12 protein-coding genes are annotated in these 16,795 nt (G+C 52.7%); 10 read left to right on the forward strand and 2 right to left on the reverse strand.

All coding sequences use genetic code 11. The annotated features are described in order from the left end of the window. The first annotated feature begins 388 nt into the window (after positions 1 to 388). The 4 genes from qseE (at position 389) to glnB (ending at position 4,417) form a co-directional block, all read left to right on the forward strand. On the forward strand, positions 389 to 1,816 hold the full coding sequence (gene qseE, locus K0778_RS13070; RefSeq protein WP_024187693.1) for a two component system sensor histidine kinase QseE/GlrK: 1,428 nt from the start codon (positions 389 to 391) through the stop codon (positions 1,814 to 1,816). A 164-nt stretch (positions 1,817 to 1,980) separates the two neighbouring features. Further along, a complete protein-coding gene (gene qseG, locus K0778_RS13075; protein ID WP_001215861.1) occupies positions 1,981 to 2,694 on the forward strand; it encodes a two-component system QseEF-associated lipoprotein QseG in 714 nt (237 codons plus the stop codon). Continuing rightward, positions 2,684 to 4,018, forward strand: coding sequence for a two-component system response regulator GlrR (glrR, locus tag K0778_RS13080; protein WP_001295369.1), 1,335 nt, complete (start codon positions 2,684 to 2,686; stop codon positions 4,016 to 4,018). Before qseG ends, glrR begins: the two co-directional genes overlap by 11 nt. Before the next feature lie 60 nt (positions 4,019 to 4,078). Next, entirely contained in the window at positions 4,079 to 4,417 is a 339-nt protein-coding gene (glnB, locus tag K0778_RS13085; RefSeq protein WP_000717691.1) for a nitrogen regulatory protein P-II, read from the forward strand. A gap of 44 nt (positions 4,418 to 4,461) precedes the next feature. Here the strand turns inward: glnB and hmpA are convergent, their stop codons facing one another. Beyond that, positions 4,462 to 5,652 (reverse strand): NO-inducible flavohemoprotein, encoded by a 1,191-nt coding sequence (gene hmpA, locus K0778_RS13090; RefSeq protein WP_000883122.1) that lies wholly within the window; start codon positions 5,650 to 5,652, stop codon positions 4,462 to 4,464. 327 nt (positions 5,653 to 5,979) lie between these two features. On the opposite strand from hmpA, the gene glyA reads away from it, so the two are divergent. Further along, positions 5,980 to 7,233, forward strand: a complete 1,254-nt coding sequence (gene glyA, locus K0778_RS13095; protein WP_000919159.1) for a serine hydroxymethyltransferase — start codon at positions 5,980 to 5,982, stop codon at positions 7,231 to 7,233. 197 nt (positions 7,234 to 7,430) lie between these two features. Here glyA and K0778_RS13100 read toward each other — a convergent pair whose 3' ends face one another. Continuing rightward, positions 7,431 to 8,624: an ROK family protein gene (locus tag K0778_RS13100; protein ID WP_001556166.1), complete on the reverse strand. Its 1,194-nt coding sequence runs from the start codon at positions 8,622 to 8,624 to the stop codon at positions 7,431 to 7,433. 117 nt (positions 8,625 to 8,741) lie between these two features. On the opposite strand from K0778_RS13100, the gene K0778_RS13105 reads away from it, so the two are divergent. From K0778_RS13105 to K0778_RS13125, 5 genes are all read left to right on the forward strand, one after another. After that, positions 8,742 to 12,023: a DUF5107 domain-containing protein gene (locus K0778_RS13105; protein ID WP_001556165.1), complete on the forward strand. Its 3,282-nt coding sequence runs from the start codon at positions 8,742 to 8,744 to the stop codon at positions 12,021 to 12,023. Between the two features lie 96 nt (positions 12,024 to 12,119). Beyond that, entirely contained in the window at positions 12,120 to 13,103 is a 984-nt protein-coding gene (locus tag K0778_RS13110) for a substrate-binding domain-containing protein (RefSeq protein ID WP_001556164.1), read from the forward strand. Positions 13,104 to 13,125: 22 nt separating this feature from the next. Then, positions 13,126 to 14,637, forward strand: coding sequence for a sugar ABC transporter ATP-binding protein (locus K0778_RS13115; protein WP_001556163.1), 1,512 nt, complete (start codon positions 13,126 to 13,128; stop codon positions 14,635 to 14,637). Between the two features lie 24 nt (positions 14,638 to 14,661). Further along, positions 14,662 to 15,660: an ABC transporter permease gene (locus tag K0778_RS13120; protein WP_052932828.1), complete on the forward strand. Its 999-nt coding sequence runs from the start codon at positions 14,662 to 14,664 to the stop codon at positions 15,658 to 15,660. Positions 15,661 to 15,692: 32 nt separating this feature from the next. Continuing rightward, positions 15,693 to 16,787, forward strand: a complete 1,095-nt coding sequence (locus tag K0778_RS13125) for a zinc-binding dehydrogenase (protein ID WP_000700787.1) — start codon at positions 15,693 to 15,695, stop codon at positions 16,785 to 16,787. Positions 16,788 to 16,795 lie beyond the last annotated feature (8 nt).

The following is a 16,795-nucleotide window of genomic DNA, read 5'->3' on the forward strand; positions in this document are numbered from 1 at the left end:
TTTATCTTAAGTTGTCTCTTTTTAGCGACACAGTGGCTGATTTACATTCAAACAGCGGAGGAGACATAAACCCCTCAAAGCAACGTATAATCAGTACGTTACCAAACTATTTTCTTTATTGGCACAGTTACTGCATAATAGTAACCAGTGGCTCATTCACCGACTTATGTCAGCCCCTTCGGGACGTGCTACATAAAATACGAATGACGCACAACAAGGTGCCTGCCGTCCAACTTCTGATATCAGCGTAGCTATATCAACCATCGGGCGAAACGTCGAGTTAGGCACCGCCTTATTCCATAACAAAGCCGGGTAATTCCCGGCTTTGTTGTATCTGAACTTCCCCTCGGTTAGCATCAGGCTATTCGCGTCTGACGAGAGTAACACCTTGAAACGCTGGCCCGTTTTTCCCCGCTCATTACGACAACTGGTAATGCTGGCATTTTTGCTGATTCTGCTGCCCCTGTTGGTGCTGGCATGGCAAGCCTGGCAAAGCCTGAATGCGCTTAGCGATCAGGCGGCGCTGGTTAACCGCACTACGCTTATTGATGCCCGGCGCAGTGAAGCGATGACCAACGCGGCGCTGGAGATGGAGCGTAGTTACCGTCAGTATTGCGTGCTGGACGACCCAACCCTGGCGAAGGTTTATCAAAGCCAGCGCAAGCGTTACAGCGAAATGCTCGATGCCCACGCAGGCGTGCTGCCGGACGATAAACTCTACCAGGCATTACGTCAGGATTTGCACAATCTGGCTCAACTTCAGTGTAACAACAGCGGTCCCGATGCTGCCGCCGCCGCACGTCTTGAAGCCTTTGCCAGTGCCAATACCGAAATGGTACAGGCCACGCGCACAGTGGTGTTCTCTCGTGGGCAGCAGCTTCAGCGTGAAATCGCCGAACGTGGGCAATATTTTGGTTGGCAATCGCTGGTGCTATTTCTGGTGAGTCTGGTAATGGTACTGCTTTTCACGCGGATGATTATCGGGCCGGTGAAAAATATCGAGCGCATGATCAACCGTCTGGGGGAAGGGCGTTCTCTGGGCAATAGCGTCTCGTTCAGTGGACCGAGCGAGTTACGCTCGGTTGGGCAACGTATTCTTTGGTTAAGTGAGCGCCTGTCATGGCTGGAATCCCAACGCCATCAATTTTTAAGACATTTATCTCATGAATTAAAAACGCCACTGGCGAGTATGCGCGAGGGCACTGAATTACTGGCTGACCAGGTTGTCGGGCCGCTTACGCCAGAGCAAAAAGAGGTGGTGAGCATTCTTGATAGCAGCAGCCGCAATTTGCAAAAACTGATCGAACAACTGCTTGATTACAACCGTAAACAGGCGGACAGTGCGGTGGAACTGGAGAATGTTGAGTTAGCACCGCTGGTGGAGACAGTGGTTTCTGCTCATAGCCTGCCCGCACGGGCTAAAATGATGCATACCGACGTCGATCTCAAAGCAACAGCTTGCCTGGCGGAGCCAATGCTGCTGATGAGCGTACTGGATAATCTTTACTCCAATGCGGTGCACTACGGGGCTGAATCCGGTAACATTTGCCTTCGCAGCAGTTCACATGGTGCGCGGGTTTATATTGATGTCATCAATACAGGCACGCCCATTCCGCAAGAGGAACGCGCCATGATCTTCGAACCCTTTTTTCAGGGAAGCCACCAGCGAAAAGGGGCGGTGAAGGGCAGCGGTCTGGGATTAAGCATTGCCAGGGATTGTATTCGCCGTATGCAAGGGGAACTGTATCTGGTCGACGAGAGCGGGCAAGACGTTTGTTTCCGCATTGAATTACCGTCGTCGAAAAACACGAAATAATGCTAACAGCCTATCCTATCAGGCTATTTTATTTGTCAGTTCGGCCCCGGGCAGTGCTCGAAATCTTCACGTACGATATGTACGCTCCGGTTTCTCCGCGCTGTCCATGTCCAGACTGTCTGCAACAATTACGCCCACTGGGATAGGCTTTAAGTCTGGTGAATATGCGACACATTTTTCAACGATTATTGCCCCGACGGCTGTGGCTGGCAGGGCTGCCATGTCTGGCATTGCTGGGTTGCGTGCAGAATCACAATAAGCCAGCCATTGATACGCCAGCAGAAGAAAAAATTCCGGTTTATCAACTGGCTGACTATCTTTCTACTGAATGTAGCGACATCTGGGCGCTGCAAGGTAAATCAACCGAAACCAATCCGCTTTACTGGCTGCGGGCGATGGATTGTGCTGATCGTTTAATGCCTGCGCAGTCGCGTCAGCAAGCTCGCCAATATGACGACGGCAGCTGGCAAAATACCTTTAAACAAGGGATTTTGCTCGCCGACGCCAAAATTACGCCGTATGAGCGCCGCCAGCTGGTCGCGCGTATTGAAGCGTTAAGTACCGAGATTCCGGCACAGGTTCGCCCACTGTATCAACTCTGGCGCGACGGTCAGGCGCTGCAACTGCAACTGGCGGAAGAGCGCCAACGTTACAGTAAACTCCAGCAGTCCAGCGACAGCGAGCTGGATACATTGCGCCAGCAACATCACGTTCTACAGCAGCAACTGGAACTCACCACCCGCAAGCTGGAAAACCTGACCGATATTGAACGCCAGCTCTCGACCCGCAAACCGGCTGGAAATTTCTCGCCGGATACGCCGCACGAGAGTGAAAAGCCCGCGCCATCCACCCATGAGGTCACTCCTGATGAGCCATAAACCTGCGCATTTATTATTGGTCGATGACGATCCGGGATTGCTGAAACTGCTTGGCCTGCGCCTGACCAGCGAAGGCTACAGTGTGGTCACGGCGGAAAGTGGCGCTGAAGGATTACGGGTACTGAATCGCGAAAAAGTAGATTTAGTTATCAGCGACCTGCGGATGGATGAAATGGACGGTATGCAGCTATTTGCTGAAATCCAGAAAGTGCAGCCGGGAATGCCAGTAATTATTCTTACTGCGCATGGTTCTATCCCCGATGCCGTTGCTGCAACACAGCAGGGCGTTTTTAGTTTCCTCACCAAGCCTGTCGACAAAGACGCGCTATATCAGGCAATTGACGATGCGCTGGAGCAATCCGCGCCAGCCACCGATGAACGCTGGCGCGAGGCAATTGTCACCCGCAGCCCGCTGATGCTGCGTTTGCTGGAACAGGCGCGGCTGGTGGCGCAATCAGACGTCAGCGTTTTGATTAACGGTCAGAGCGGCACCGGGAAAGAGATTTTCGCCCAGGCTATCCACAACGCCAGCCCGCGCAACAGCAAACCATTTATTGCTATTAACTGTGGCGCATTGCCCGAGCAATTGCTGGAGTCGGAGCTGTTTGGTCATGCGCGTGGCGCGTTTACTGGCGCTGTCAGCAATCGCGAAGGTTTATTCCAGGCGGCGGAAGGCGGAACGCTATTTCTCGATGAAATTGGCGATATGCCTGCGCCGTTACAGGTCAAACTGCTGCGCGTGTTGCAGGAGCGTAAAGTGCGCCCGCTGGGCAGTAACCGCGATATTGATATCAATGTGCGGATTATTTCTGCCACTCACCGTGATCTGCCAAAAGCGATGGCGCGCGGGGAATTCCGCGAAGATCTCTATTACCGCCTCAACGTTGTCAGCCTGAAAATTCCGGCTCTGGCAGAGCGCACAGAAGACATTCCGCTTCTGGCAAATCACCTGTTGCGCCAGGCGGCAGAGCGACATAAACCGTTTGTCCGCGCGTTCTCCACTGATGCGATGAAACGCCTGATGACCGCTAGCTGGCCGGGTAATGTGCGCCAGTTGGTCAACGTGATTGAACAGTGCGTGGCGCTGACCTCATCTCCGGTTATTAGCGATGCATTAGTAGAGCAGGCGCTGGAGGGTGAAAACACGGCGCTGCCAACCTTTGTTGAGGCACGTAATCAGTTTGAACTCAACTATTTGCGTAAGCTGCTGCAAATTACCAAAGGCAACGTCACCCACGCGGCGAGAATGGCGGGGCGCAACCGGACAGAATTTTATAAACTGCTTTCCCGACACGAGCTGGATGCAAACGATTTCAAGGAATGAATTGGCGTTATGTGTTACGTTTAGCAGATCAAAAGACAGGCGACCTTTTCAAGGAATAGCATGAAAAAGATTGATGCGATTATAAAACCCTTCAAGCTGGACGATGTCCGCGAAGCACTGGCTGAAGTCGGCATTACCGGCATGACGGTCACTGAGGTGAAAGGTTTTGGCCGCCAGAAAGGCCATACCGAGCTGTACCGCGGCGCGGAGTATATGGTGGATTTTCTGCCGAAAGTGAAAATTGAGATTGTCGTACCGGACGACATTGTCGATATCTGTGTCGATACCATTATTCGCACGGCGCAAACCGGCAAAATCGGTGACGGTAAAATCTTCGTCTTTGACGTGGCACGGGTCATTCGCATCCGTACCGGTGAAGAGGACGACGCGGCAATTTAAACCGCGTCAAGGGTTGCCGGATGTTTCCATCCGGCAACATCAAATTACAGCACCTTATGCGGGCCAAAGCATTCGTAATGAATGTTTTCCTGCTTCACGCCCAGATCCACTAACTGTTTCGCGGTAAACTGCATGAAGCCAACCGGGCCGCAGAGATAGAACTGCATTGTCGGATCGCTGAACGCACCTTCCAGTTTGCTCAAATCCATCAGACCTTCGCTATCAAACTGACCTTTAGCGCGATCGGCTTCGCTCGGCTGACGATACCAGGTGTGCGCGGTAAAGCGCGGCAGTGACTGCCCCAGTTCCTTAACTTCATCGGCAAAGGCGTGAACATCGCCATTTTCTGCCGCATGGAACCAGTTCACTTGTGCTGTGTGGCCTGCTTTTGCCAGCGTGTCGAGCATTGCCAGCATTGGCGTTTGACCAACACCGGCAGAGATTAACGTCACTGGTGTGTCATCTGCGACAGCCATAAAGAAATCACCTGCCGGAGCGACCAGTTTCACGACATCGCCAACATTGGCGTGATTGTGCAACCAGTTGGATACCTGCCCACCCTCTTCGCGTTTCACCGCAATACGATAGCCTTTGCCATCCGGTTTGCGAGTCAAAGAGTACTGACGAATTTCCTGATGCGGGAAACCTTCCGGTTTCAGCCAGACGCCGAGATATTGCCCCGGACGGTATTCTGCCACTGCGCCACCGTCGACCGGCTCCAGTTCGAAGCTGGTGATAAGCGCGCTGCGCGGTGTTTTAGCCACAATGCGGAAATCGCGAGTACCTTCCCAACCACCGGCTTTGCTGGCGTTTTCGTTATAGATTTCCGCCTCGCGATTGATAAATACATTAGCCAGTACACCATAGGCTTTACCCCAAGCGTCCAGCACTTCCTGCCCCGGGCTGAACATTTCGTCCAGCGTCGCCAACAGGTGTTCGCCGACGATGTTGTACTGTTCCGGTTTGATCTGGAAACTGGTGTGCTTCTGCGCGATTTTTTCTACCGCTGGCAGCAGCGCAGGCAGGTTTTCAATATTACTGGCGTAGGCGGCAATAGCGTTAAACAGGGCTTCACGTTGATCGCCATTACGCTGGTTACTCATGTTAAAAATTTCTTTGAGTTCTGGGTTATGAGTAAACATACGGTCGTAGAAATGGGCGGTTAACTTTGGCCCCGTTTCCACCAGTAAAGGGATGGTGGCTTTTACTGTAGCGATGGTTTGAGCGTCAAGCATATGGTCTTCCTTTTTTTGCATCTTAATTGATGTATCTCAAATGCATCTTATAAAAAATAGCCCTGCAATGTAAATGGTTCTTTGGTGTTTTTCAGAAAGAATGTGATGAAGTGAAAAATTTGCATCACAAACCTGAAAAGAAATCCGTTTCCGGTTGCAAGCTCTTTATTCTCCAAAGCCTTGCGTAGCCTGAAGGTAATCGTTTGCGTAAATTCCTTTGTCAAGACCTGTTATCGCACAATGATTCGGTTATACTGTTCGCCGTTGTCCAACAGGACCGCCTATAAAGGCCAAAAATTTTATTGTTAGCTGAGTCAGGAGATGCGGATGTTAAAGCGTGAAATGAACATTGCCGATTATGATGCCGAACTGTGGCAGGCTATGGAGCAGGAAAAAGTACGTCAGGAAGAGCACATCGAACTGATCGCCTCCGAAAACTACACCAGCCCGCGCGTAATGCAGGCGCAGGGTTCTCAGCTGACCAACAAATATGCTGAAGGTTATCCGGGCAAACGCTACTACGGCGGTTGCGAGTATGTTGATATCGTTGAACAACTGGCGATCGATCGTGCGAAAGAACTGTTCGGCGCTGACTACGCTAACGTCCAGCCGCACTCCGGCTCCCAGGCTAACTTTGCGGTCTACACCGCGCTGCTGGAACCAGGTGATACCGTTCTGGGTATGAACCTGGCGCATGGCGGTCACCTGACTCACGGTTCTCCGGTTAACTTCTCCGGTAAACTGTACAACATCGTTCCTTACGGTATCGATGCTACCGGTCATATCGACTACGCCGATCTGGAAAAACAAGCCAAAGAACACAAGCCGAAAATGATTATCGGTGGTTTCTCTGCATATTCCGGCGTGGTGGACTGGGCGAAAATGCGTGAAATCGCTGACAGCATCGGTGCTTACCTGTTCGTTGATATGGCGCACGTTGCGGGCCTGGTTGCTGCTGGCGTCTACCCGAACCCGGTTCCTCATGCTCACGTTGTTACTACCACCACTCACAAAACCCTGGCGGGTCCGCGCGGCGGTCTGATCCTGGCGAAAGGTGGTAGCGAAGAGCTGTACAAAAAACTGAACTCTGCCGTTTTCCCTGGTGGTCAGGGCGGTCCGTTGATGCACGTAATCGCTGGTAAAGCGGTTGCTCTGAAAGAAGCGATGGAGCCTGAGTTCAAAACTTACCAGCAGCAGGTCGCTAAAAACGCTAAAGCGATGGTAGAAGTGTTCCTGGAACGCGGCTACAAAGTGGTTTCCGGCGGCACTGATAACCACCTGTTCCTGGTTGATCTGGTTGATAAAAACCTGACCGGTAAAGAAGCAGACGCCGCTCTGGGCCGTGCTAACATCACCGTCAACAAAAACAGCGTACCGAACGATCCGAAGAGCCCGTTTGTGACCTCCGGTATTCGCGTGGGTACTCCGGCGATTACCCGTCGCGGCTTTAAAGAAGCCGAAGCGAAAGAACTGGCTGGCTGGATGTGTGACGTGCTGGACAGCATCAATGATGAAGCCGTTATCGAGCGCATCAAAGGTAAAGTTCTCGACATCTGCGCACGTTACCCGGTTTACGCATAAGCGAAACGGTGATTTGCTGACAATGTGCTCGTTGTTCATGTTGGATGCGGCATGAACACCTTCTCAGGCCTACAAAATCTTGCAAATTCAATATATTGCAATCTCCGTGTAGGCCTGATAAGCGTAGCGCATCAGGCAATTTTTCGTTTATGATCATCAAGGCTTCCTTCGGGAAGCCTTTCTACGTTATCGCGCCATCAAATCTGTCGTAACTGCGCCTCAACATACAAATAGCCAATTCCCAGCACCTGTTGGGCGCGGCTTAATTGCCCAAAGCCAATTTGCGTCGCTTTCACGCTCGGTCCTTCGTCGCGGTCGAACGGGTTAAATCCTGTCTGGCGAATAATAGTATTAAGCCAGTTCTCACCAAAGGCACAACTGCGACCGTACAACCAAATCTGATTAATATTGAGGATGTTGAGGAAGTTATACAGACTCAAACCAATGGCATTGGCAGAGCGATCAACCCAGCTGGTGATCCACGGTTCTCCACTCTGCCAGGCAGCGATTAACTGCGCGGTTGTCAGTTTTTCAGGATCAAGCTGAGTATTAACCGGTTGTGATTTTAGCCATACCCGCGCCTGTTTTTTTAATGCACTTAACGAGGCGACGGTTTCCAGGCAGCCGTAACGTCCACAGTCGCAGACGACGCCATCCGGATTAACGATGGTGTGACCAATCTGTCCGCTACCATACAAACTGCCGCGATAAATTTGCTCGTTAATCACGAACGACGAGCCAATGCCGTAATCAACGTTGATCACGCAGAAATCCCGTTCCTGCGAATTATTTTGCCATTTCTCCGCCAGCGCCAGCATCACGCAGTCATTATCGACCATCACCCGAATGCCGAGCTTCTCTTCCAGCAGATATTTCACCTCCACCGGCGTTGTCCACGGCGCTTGCGGCATGGTTTGCGACACGCCGGTCACAGGATCAACCTGACCGTGGATTGCCAGCGCCAGATTGATGGTGCGGTCCGGCCACAATTTACGGTGGCGATGCCAGCATTTTTCGATTTCGGACAGCAGCGCCTGCGGCGTCGGTGCATCAATCTGTAAATACTCAAACTCGCCTTTCGGACTTAAACAAGCATTAGCAACCTGACACTCAATACTGGTGGGCGTCACGTTCAGGCACAGCGTCCAGTCACCTTCCGGCGCAATCAGCCATGTACCGCTACTATGCCCGCGCGTCTGACTTTTATCGTCGATATTCACCACCCGTTTTTCGCTTTCCAGTTCCTGCAAAATATTACTGACCGCCGGAATCGAAATTTGCGCCAGCCGGGCCAGCGTTGATTTATTGGCGCGCTTTTGCCGGTACAGCAGTTCCAGAATCACGCATTTGTTATGGTGGCGGATCTGTTGATTGTTAATGCAGGCTCTCATCTTCACTAAACCTTGTTTAGTTAATTGCGTGATTATTCCGCGAAAACATTGCCAGATTGTTCAATACACTGCCACAAATCTTTTAATTCAGTATGTCTTGTTAATATTGAGGGCACCATGACTCCAGTAAAAGTGTGGCAAGAGCGCGTTGAGATCCCGACCTATGAAACCGGGCCGCAGGATATACATCCTATGTTCCTGGAAAATCGCGTTTATCAGGGATCGTCCGGCGCGGTTTATCCCTACGGCGTGACCGATACGCTGAGCGAGCAGAAAACCCTGAAATCCTGGCAGGCGGTGTGGCTGGAAAACGACTACATCAAAGTGATGATCCTGCCGGAACTGGGCGGTCGGGTGCATCGCGCATGGGATAAAGTGAAACAGCGCGATTTTGTCTATCACAATGAAGTCATTAAACCTGCGCTGGTGGGGCTGCTGGGACCGTGGATCTCTGGCGGGATTGAGTTTAACTGGCCGCAACACCATCGCCCGACCACCTTTATGCCCGTTGATTTCACCCTCGAAGCCCATGAAGACGGCGCACAGACGGTGTGGGTCGGCGAAACGGAGCCGATGCATGGTTTACAGGTGATGACAGGTTTCACCCTGCGCCCTGACCGGGCGGCGCTGGAAATCGCCAGCCGCGTCTATAACGGCAACGCCACGCCGCGTCATTTCTTGTGGTGGGCCAACCCGGCAGTGAAAGGGGGGGAAGGGCATCAGAGCGTTTTCCCGCCGGATGTGACTGCGGTGTTTGATCACGGCAAACGGGCCGTCTCCGCTTTCCCCATCGCCACCGGCACTTACTACAAAGTGGACTACTCCGCTGGAGTGGACATTTCTCGCTATAAAAATGTGCCCGTTCCAACCTCATATATGGCTGAAAAATCACAGTACGATTTTGTTGGCGCGTGGTGTCACGATGAAGATGGTGGTTTGCTACACGTTGCCAACCACCATATTGCGCCAGGTAAAAAGCAGTGGAGCTGGGGACACAGTGAATTTGGCCAGGCGTGGGATAAGAGTCTGACCGACAATAACGGCCCGTATATCGAACTGATGACCGGTATTTTTGCCGATAACCAGCCTGATTTTACCTGGCTTGATGCTTACGAAGAGAAGCGTTTTGAGCAGTATTTCCTGCCTTATCATTCTTTGGGCATGGTGCAAAATGCCTCCCGCGATGCGGTGATAAAACTCCAGCGTAGTGAGCGGGGGATTGAGTGGGGGCTTTATGCCATCTCTCCGTTGAACGGATACCGCCTGGCGATCCGCGAAATCGGCAAATGCAACGCGTTACTTGATGATGCCGTGGCACTGATGCCTGCGACCGCCATCCAGGGCGTGTTGCACGGTATCAATCCTGAAAGGCTGACCATTGAGCTCTCCGATGCCGACGGCAATATTGTACTGAGTTATCAGGAACATCAGCCGCAAGAGTTGCCGTTGCCGGACGTCGCCAAAGCGCCACTGGCAGCACAAGACATTACCAGTACAGATGAAGCCTGGTTTATCGGTCAGCATCTGGAGCAATATCATCACGCCAGCCGTTCACCGTTCGATTACTACCTGCGCGGCGTGGCGCTGGATCCGCTGGATTACCGCTGTAACCTGGCGCTGGCGATGCTGGAATATAACCGCGCAGATTTCCCGCAAGCGGTGGCGTATGCCACTCAGGCTCTGAAACGCGCACATGCGCTGAACAAAAATCCGCAGTGCGGACAGGCGAGTTTGATTCGCGCCAGTGCTTACGAACGTCAGGGACAATATCAACAAGCCGAAGAGGATTTCTGGCGTGCGGTCTGGAGCGGCAACAGCAAAGCCGGTGGCTATTATGGCCTGGCACGACTGGCGGCGCGTAATGGTAACTTCGACGCTGGTCTGGATTTTTGCCAACAAAGTCTTCGCGCCTGCCCAACCAATCAGGAAGTGCTTTGCCTGCATAATCTGCTGCTGGTGTTAAGTGGTCGTCAGGACAACGCGCGTGTGCAGCGCGAGAAACTGCTGCGCGATTATCCGCTGAACGCCACTCTGTGGTGGCTGAACTGGTTCGATGGTCGTAGCGAATCAGCCCTCGCGCAGTGGCGCGGTCTGTGTCAGGGACGCGACGTTAACGCCCTGATGACCGCCGGGCAACTGATTAACTGGGGAATGCCCACCCTGGCGGCAGAGATGCTGAACGCACTGGACTGCCAGCGCACGCTGCCGCTTTACCTGCAAGCCAGCTTGCTGCCGAAAGCCGAACGTGGCGAACTGGTCGCAAAAGCCATTGATGTCTTCCCGCAGTTTGTCCGTTTCCCGAATACGCTGGAAGAAGTGGCGGCGCTGGAGAGTATTGAAGAGTGCTGGTTTGCTCGCCATTTACTGGCCTGCTTCTACTACAACAAACGTAGCTACAACAAAGCCATTGCCTTTTGGCAACGTTGCGTAGAGATGTCGCCGGAGTTTGCCGACGGCTGGCGCGGGTTAGCGATCCATGCGTGGAATAAGCAACACGATGATGAGCTGGCCGCGCGTTATCTTGATAATGCTTATCAGCTTGCGCCGCAGGATGCACGTCTGCTTTTCGAACGGGATTTGCTTGATAAGTTAAGTGGAGCCACACCGGAGAAACGACTGGCGCGTCTGGAAAATAATCTGGAAATTGCGCTGAAACGCGACGACATGACCGCAGAACTGCTCAATTTGTGGCATCTCACGGGTCAGGCAGACAAAGCGGCGGACATTCTCGCCACGCGTAAATTCCACCCGTGGGAAGGCGGGGAAGGGAAGGTCACCAGTCAGTTTATCCTCAACCAGTTATTACGCGCCTGGCAGCATCTTGATGCCAGAGAGCCGCAGCAGGCCAGCGAACTGCTTCATGCCGCGCTGCATTATCCGGAGAATTTAAGCGAAGGCCGTTTACCGGGGCAAACTGATAACGACATCTGGTTCTGGCAGGCGATATGCGCCAACGCGCAGGGCGATGAAACTGAAGCGATGCGTTGTTTACGTCTGGCGGCGACCGGCGATCGCACCATTAACATCCACAGTTATTACAACGATCAGCCGGTTGATTATCTCTTCTGGCAAGGAATGGCGCTGCGACTGCTGGGTGAACAGCAAACCGCACAGCAACTGTTTAGTGAAATGAAACAGTGGGCGCAAGAGATGGCGAAAACCAGTATTGAGGCGGATTTCTTTGCTGTTTCACAACCTGACCTGTTATCGCTGTATGGCGATTTACAACAGCAGCATAAAGAAAAATGCCTGATGGTGGCGATGCTGGCGTCCGCGGGACTCGGGGAGGTTGCGCAATATGAGTCTGCTCGCGCTGAATTGACGGCGATTAATCCGGCCTGGCCGAAAGCGGCATTATTCACCACTGTGATGCCTTTTATTTTTAACTACGTTCACTAAACCCTATTAACTGTAATATTTGAGCGGCACGCGCTGCCGCTCATCACAAAATAATTAGAATAAGCCGTTGTTAATAAAAACCCTACAGGAGGCACTATGCCTAAAAAAATGAGAACAACCCGTAATCTATTATTAATGGCTACGCTATTAGGTAGCGCACTATTTGCCAGGGCTGCGGATAAAGAAATGACCATTGGTGCAATATACCTTGATACCCAGGGATATTACGCTGGAGTGCGTCAGGGCGTTCAGGATGCGGCAAAAGATTCTTCAGTACAGGTACAGTTAATTGAAACTAACGCCCTGGGTGATATTTCGAAAGAAAGTACCTTTGTTGATACCCTCGTGGCGCGTAATGTCGATGCCATTATTTTATCGGCAGTGTCTGAAAATGGCAGTAGCCGTACCGTTCGTCGCGCCAGTGAAGCGGGTATTCCGGTGATTTGCTACAACACCTGTATTAATCAAAAGGGGGTCGATAAATATGTCTCGGCGTATCTGGTCGGCGATCCGCTGGAATTTGGTAAAAAACTGGGTAACGCTGCCGCCGATTATTTTATTGCCAATAAAATTGACCAGCCGAAAATTGCCGTCATCAATTGCGAAGCCTTTGAAGTTTGTGTGCAGCGACGTAAAGGATTTGAAGAAGTATTAAAATCCCGCGTTCCCGGCGCGCAAATTGTCGCTAATCAGGAAGGGACTGTTTTAGATAAAGCGATTTCCGTTGGTGAAAAACTGATTATCTCCACGCCGGATCTCAACGCCATTATGGGGGAGTCGGGCGGTGCGACACTCGGCGCGGTAAAAGCGGTACGTAATCAAAATCAGGCCGGAAAAATTGCTGTTTTCGGTTCGGATATGACAACCGAAATTGCTCAGGAGCTGGAAAACAATCAGGTGCTGAAAGCGGTAGTGGATATTTCCGGTAAGAAAATGGGCAATGCTGTTTTCGCGCAAACATTGAAGGTTATCAATAAACAAGCCGACGGTGAAAAAGTGATTCAGGTGCCTATCGATCTCTATACCAAAACGGAAGATGGTAAACAGTGGCTGGCAACGCACGTTGATGGTCTGCCCTAATCGCTGATTCGCAGAGGTCCCTATGTTCACGGCAACAGAGGCAGTCCCGGTAGCAAAAGTGGTGGCAGGAAATAAGCGTTATCCCGGCGTCGTTGCGTTGGATAACGTTAACTTCACGCTCAATAAAGGCGAAGTTCGTGCACTGCTAGGTAAAAACGGCGCGGGCAAATCGACCCTCATTCGAATGCTTACCGGCAGCGAACGCCCGGATAGCGGTGAAATCTGGATTGGCGAGACGCGACTGGAAGGCGACGAAGCTACGCTGACTCGCCGTGCCGCTGAACTGGGGGTACGCGCGGTTTATCAGGAGTTAAGTCTGGTGGAAGGGCTGACGGTGGCGGAAAACCTCTGCCTCGGTCAGTGGCCCCGCCGCAACGGCATGATTGATTACCTGCAAATGGCGCAGGATGCCCAACGTTGCTTACAGGCGTTGGGCGTTGACGTTAGTCCTGAACAACTTGTTTCAACACTAAGCCCGGCGCAAAAGCAGCTGGTGGAAATTGCGCGGGTGATGAAGGGCGAGCCGCGCGTGGTCATTCTTGATGAACCTACCAGTTCGCTTGCGAGTGCGGAAGTTGAACTGGTGATCAGCGCGGTGAAAAAGATGTCGGCACTGGGCGTGGCGGTGATTTATGTCAGCCACCGGATGGAAGAAATTCGCCGCATTGCCTCCTGTGCCACCGTTATGCGCGATGGTCAGGTGGCGGGCGATGTGATGCTCGAAAACACCTCCACGCATCATATTGTGTCGCTGATGCTCGGGCGCGATCACGTTGATATTGCGCCGGTAGCCCCTCAGGAAATTGTGGATCAGGCCGTGCTGGAAGTCCGTGCGTTACGCCATAAGCCCAAGCTGGAGGATATCAGTTTTACGCTACGTCGTGGCGAAGTGCTCGGCATTGCTGGTCTGCTGGGGGCAGGGCGCAGTGAATTGCTGAAGGCGATTGTTGGGCTGGAGGAGTATGAACAGGGCGAAATTGTTATCAACGGCGAGAAAATCACGCGCCCCGATTACGGCGACATGCTGAAACGCGGCATTGGCTATACGCCAGAAAACCGCAAAGAAGCGGGGATCATTCCCTGGTTGGGCGTTGACGAAAATACAGTGCTGACCAATCGGCAAAAAATCAGCGCCAACGGTGTGCTGCAATGGTCCACCATCCGCCGCCTGACCGAAGAGGTGATGCAGCGGATGACGGTCAAGGCCGCCAGTAGCGAAACACCCATCGGCACGCTTTCTGGTGGCAATCAGCAAAAAGTGGTGATCGGTCGTTGGGTCTATGCTGCCAGCCAGATTTTGTTGCTCGACGAGCCAACGCGCGGCGTCGATATCGAAGCCAAACAGCAGATTTACCGTATTGTCCGTGAGCTGGCTGCCGAAGGAAAAAGCGTGGTGTTTATCTCCAGTGAAGTGGAGGAGTTGCCGCTGGTGTGTGACCGCATCCTGTTATTACAGCACGGCACGTTCTCGCAGGAGTTTCACGCTCCGGTCAATGTGGATGAGCTGATGTCCGCCATTCTGTCTGTGCACTGATGAATTTTACCGAGGAACCTGAAGATGTCTGCTTCGTCATTACCATTGCCGCAGGGCAAGAGCGTCTCGCTCAAACAATTTGTCAGTCGCCATATTAATGAGATCGGTTTGCTGGTGGTGATTGCCATTCTTTATCTGGTCTTCTCCCTGAACGCGCCTGGCTTTATCTCATTGAATAACCAGATGAACGTGCTGCGCGATGCCGCCACCATTGGGATTGCCGCCTGGGCGATGACGCTGATTATTATCTCCGGTGAAATTGATGTCAGCGTTGGGCCGATGGTGGCTTTTGTCTCGGTGTGCCTGGCATTTTTGCTGCAATTTGAAGTTCCGCTGGCGGTGGCGTGCCTGATGGTGTTGCTGTTAGGCGCGCTGATGGGAACGCTGGCCGGGGTGCTGCGCGGCGTGTTTAATGTACCAAGTTTCGTTGCCACACTGGGGCTGTGGAGCGCCCTGCGCGGAATGGGGCTGTTTATGACGAACGCACTGCCAGTGCCGATTGATGAAAACGAGGTGCTGGACTGGCTGGGCGGACAATTTCTCGGTGTGCCGGTATCCGCGCTGATCATGATTGTGTTGTTTGCGCTGTTTGTGTTCATCAGCCGCAAAACCGCCTTCGGGCGCTCGGTTTTTGCCGTTGGCGGTAATGCTACGGCGGCGCAGTTGTGCGGCATCAACGTTCGTCGGGTGCGCATTCTTATCTTTACCCTTTCGGGATTATTAGCGGCGGTGACCGGCATTTTGTTGGCGGCGCGCCTCGGTTCTGGTAACGCAGGTGCCGCAAACGGTCTGGAGTTTGACGTCATCGCCGCGGTCGTGGTCGGCGGTACGGCACTTTCCGGCGGTCGCGGTTCCCTGTTCGGTACATTGCTTGGTGTGCTGGTGATTACGCTAATCGGTAACGGTCTGGTGCTGCTCGGTATTAACTCCTTTTTCCAGCAGGTGGTACGCGGCGTCATCATCGTGGTGGCGGTGCTGGCGAATATCTTGCTGACCCAGCGAAGCAGTAAAGCGAAACGCTAAACCTTAACGCCCCTGGCGCGGGTGCGGCAGGGATGAAAATTAATCGTATTGTTAATGAGGGATTTATGAAAACGATGCTGGCAGCTTATTTACCAGGAAATTCGACCGTCGATCTGCGGGAAGTTGCGGTGCCGACGCCGGGGATTAACCAGGTACTGATCAAAATGAAATCCTCCGGGATTTGCGGAAGCGATGTCCACTATATCTATCATCAACACCGTGCCACAGCGGCGGCACCCGATAAACCGTTATACCAGGGCTTTATCAACGGTCATGAACCGTGCGGGCAGATTGTGGCGATGGGGCAAGGCTGCCGCCATTTTAAAGAGGGCGACCGCGTGCTGGTGTATCACATTTCTGGCTGTGGTTTTTGCCCGAACTGCCGTCGCGGTTTTCCTATTTCTTGTACTGGCGAAGGAAAAGCGGCTTACGGCTGGCAGCGTGACGGCGGTCATGCCGAATACTTGCTGGCGGAAGAAAAAGATCTGATCCTCCTGCCGGATGCGCTGAGCTACGAAGATGGTGCGTTTATCAGTTGCGGCGTTGGTACAGCGTATGAAGGAATTTTGCGCGGCGAAGTTTCCGGCAGTGATAACGTGCTGGTGGTCGGTCTGGGGCCAGTCGGCATGATGGCGATGATGCTGGCGAAAGGTCGCGGTGCAAAACGGATCATCGGCGTTGATATGCTGCCGGAACGTCTGGCGATGGCAAAACAGTTAGGGGTGATGGATCACGGCTATTTAGCAACCACCGAAGGTCTGCCGCAGATTATCGCCGAACTCACCCACGGTGGCGCGGATGTTGCGCTCGATTGTTCCGGTAATGCCGCAGGTCGCTTGCTGGCACTGCAATCCACCGCTGACTGGGGACGGGTGGTTTACATTGGTGAAACCGGAAAAGTGGAATTCGAGGTCAGCGCCGATCTGATGCACCATCAACGGCGGATTATCGGCTCCTGGGTGACCAGTCTGTTCCATATGGAAAAATGCGCCCATGATCTGACGGACTGGAAGCTGTGGCCGCGTAACGCCATTACCCATCGCTTCTCGCTGGAACAGGCAGGTGATGCCTATGCGCTGATGGCGAGCGGCAAATGCGGGAAAGTTGTGATTAACTTCCCGGATTAAGGAGTTAG

Source organism: Escherichia sp. XD33, assembly GCF_019375075.1.
Lineage (GTDB): Bacteria > Pseudomonadota > Gammaproteobacteria > Enterobacterales > Enterobacteriaceae > Enterobacter > Enterobacter flexneri_A.